The organism is Leisingera sp. F5 (genome assembly GCF_001593695.1).
Genome location: NZ_LUKH01000745.1, coordinates 1 through 1,751, shown reverse-complemented (window position 1 = coordinate 1,751; position 1,751 = coordinate 1). Strand labels below are relative to the sequence as shown.

General features: G+C 60.6%; 3 protein-coding genes. 1 reads left to right on the top strand and 2 read right to left on the bottom strand.

What is annotated here, in order from left to right; translation table 11 throughout:
* Nucleotides 1–100: DUF3553 domain-containing protein (locus A2I95_RS35480; RefSeq protein WP_291737249.1), on the bottom strand; the 100-nt coding region annotated here is incomplete at its 3' end.
* 34 nt (nucleotides 101–134) lie between these two features.
* Here A2I95_RS35480 and A2I95_RS35475 point away from each other — a divergent pair.
* Nucleotides 135–731, top strand: coding sequence for a histidine phosphotransferase family protein (locus tag A2I95_RS35475; protein WP_027258998.1), 597 nt, complete (start codon nucleotides 135–137; stop codon nucleotides 729–731).
* Nucleotides 732–794: 63 nt separating this feature from the next.
* Here the strand turns inward: A2I95_RS35475 and A2I95_RS35470 are convergent.
* The coding region (locus A2I95_RS35470) for a glutamate-5-semialdehyde dehydrogenase (RefSeq protein ID WP_291737248.1) at nucleotides 795–1,751 on the bottom strand (957 nt) is incomplete at its 5' end.

The window sequence follows — 1,751 nt, the reverse complement described above, 5'->3', positions numbered from 1 at the left end:
TGCCGCCCGCGTTCGATTGCACCTGCCCTACACCCCATTCAGGGTGATCCGGGTGCCGGACGAACATGCCGGGGGCTAAAATTGCGTTGAGGTCATTCATTGGCGGGTGGCCCAGTTCGGAGGAAGTATAAGTTATGGGTGTAGATAACGCCAATCTGGCTGCATTGGTAGGGTCCCGGATCTGCCATGATTTGATCAGCCCTGTCGGTGCCATCAACAACGGCTTGGAATTGCTTGGAATGGCTGGCAGCATGTCCGGCCCCGAGCTGGAACTGATCTCTGACAGCGTGGCCAATGCCAACGCCCGCATCCGTTTTTTCCGTATTGCCTTTGGCGCAGCCGGCGACCAGCAGATGGGCCGGGCCGAAGTGGTTTCAGTGCTGGAAGACATCAGCAAGGGCGGACGCATCAAATACCAATGGTCGCCGCTGGAAGGCTGCACCCGCAGCGAGGCACGCCTGACCCTGCTGGCGGCGCTGTGCCTGGAATCCGCCCTGCCCTATGGCGGAATGGTCAAGATTTTCTGTGCCGACGGGAAATGGACAGTGATGGGCGAAGGCCGCAAACTGAACGTGGATGACGAGCTGTGGGCGCGGGTAAGCGGTGGCAATTCAAATGCTGAGATCACACCGGCGCTGGTGCAATTCGCTCTGCTCCCCGGGGCCGCCAGAGAAGCAGACCGCACCGTCCGGCTGGAGCAAAACCTGGAAAAGATCACGCTGCAGTTCTGATCATCAGCATTTTATGCAAAGAAACGCCGGGACATTTTCCCGGCGTTTTGCGTTTTTTATCGCTTAAGCCCGGGTGGCACCGTCGCCGCGGACCAGGTATTTGAAGCTGGTCAGCTGGGTGGCGCCGACGGGACCGCGCGCATGCATTTTACCGGTGGCAATGCCGATTTCCGCACCCATGCCAAATTCTCCGCCGTCGGCAAACTGGGTGGAGGCATTGTGCATCAGGATCGCGCTGTCGAGTTCAGCAAAGAATTTCTGAACCGCAGCTTCATCCTCGGTGATGATGCAATCGGTGTGCTGGGAATGATGGGTGCGGATGTGCTGGATTGCTTCGTCAATGCTGGCAACCTGTTTGGCTGCGATGATGGTATCCAGATACTCTTTGCCCCAGTCCTCAGCGGTGGCGGTTGCCATACCCTCAGGCCCCGGCAAGCCCGCTTCGGCGCGAATTTCCACGCCGGCAGCAGACAGGCTGTCCAGAACGGCCTTGCCCAGGGTTTGCGCGATATCTTGGTGGATCAATAGGCATTCCGCGGCGCCGCAGATCCCGGTGCGGCGGGTCTTGGCATTCAGCACCACATCCAAGGCTTTTTGCGGATCGGCGGCTTTGTCGAGGTAGATATGCACGATGCCCTCGAGATGGGCAAAGACCGGCACCCGCGCCTCGCGCTGGACCAGACCCACCAGGCCCTTGCCGCCGCGGGGCACAATGACGTCGACATAGTCTGTCATGGTCAGCAGCTGCTGCACTGCGGCCCGGTCGCGGGTCGGCACCAGTTGCACGGCGTGTTCCGGCAGGCCGGCGGATTTCAGGCCTTCGGCCAGGCAGGCATGGATCGCCTGGCTGGAATGAAAACTCTCCGAGCCGCCGCGCAGAATGACGGCATTGCCAGACTTCAGGCACAGCGCGCCGGCATCCGCGGTCACATTCGGGCGGCTTTCATAGATCACCCCGATCACCCCCAGCGGAGTGCGGACACGCTGGATCTTGAGGCCTGTGGGCTGTTCCCACTCTTC

What these genes read in the sequence shown, in the direction of transcription:
- A2I95_RS35475 (WP_027258998.1), top strand. Translation starts at nt 135, where the DNA reads ATGGGTGTAGATAACGCCAATCTGGCTGCATTGGTAGGGTCCCGGATC.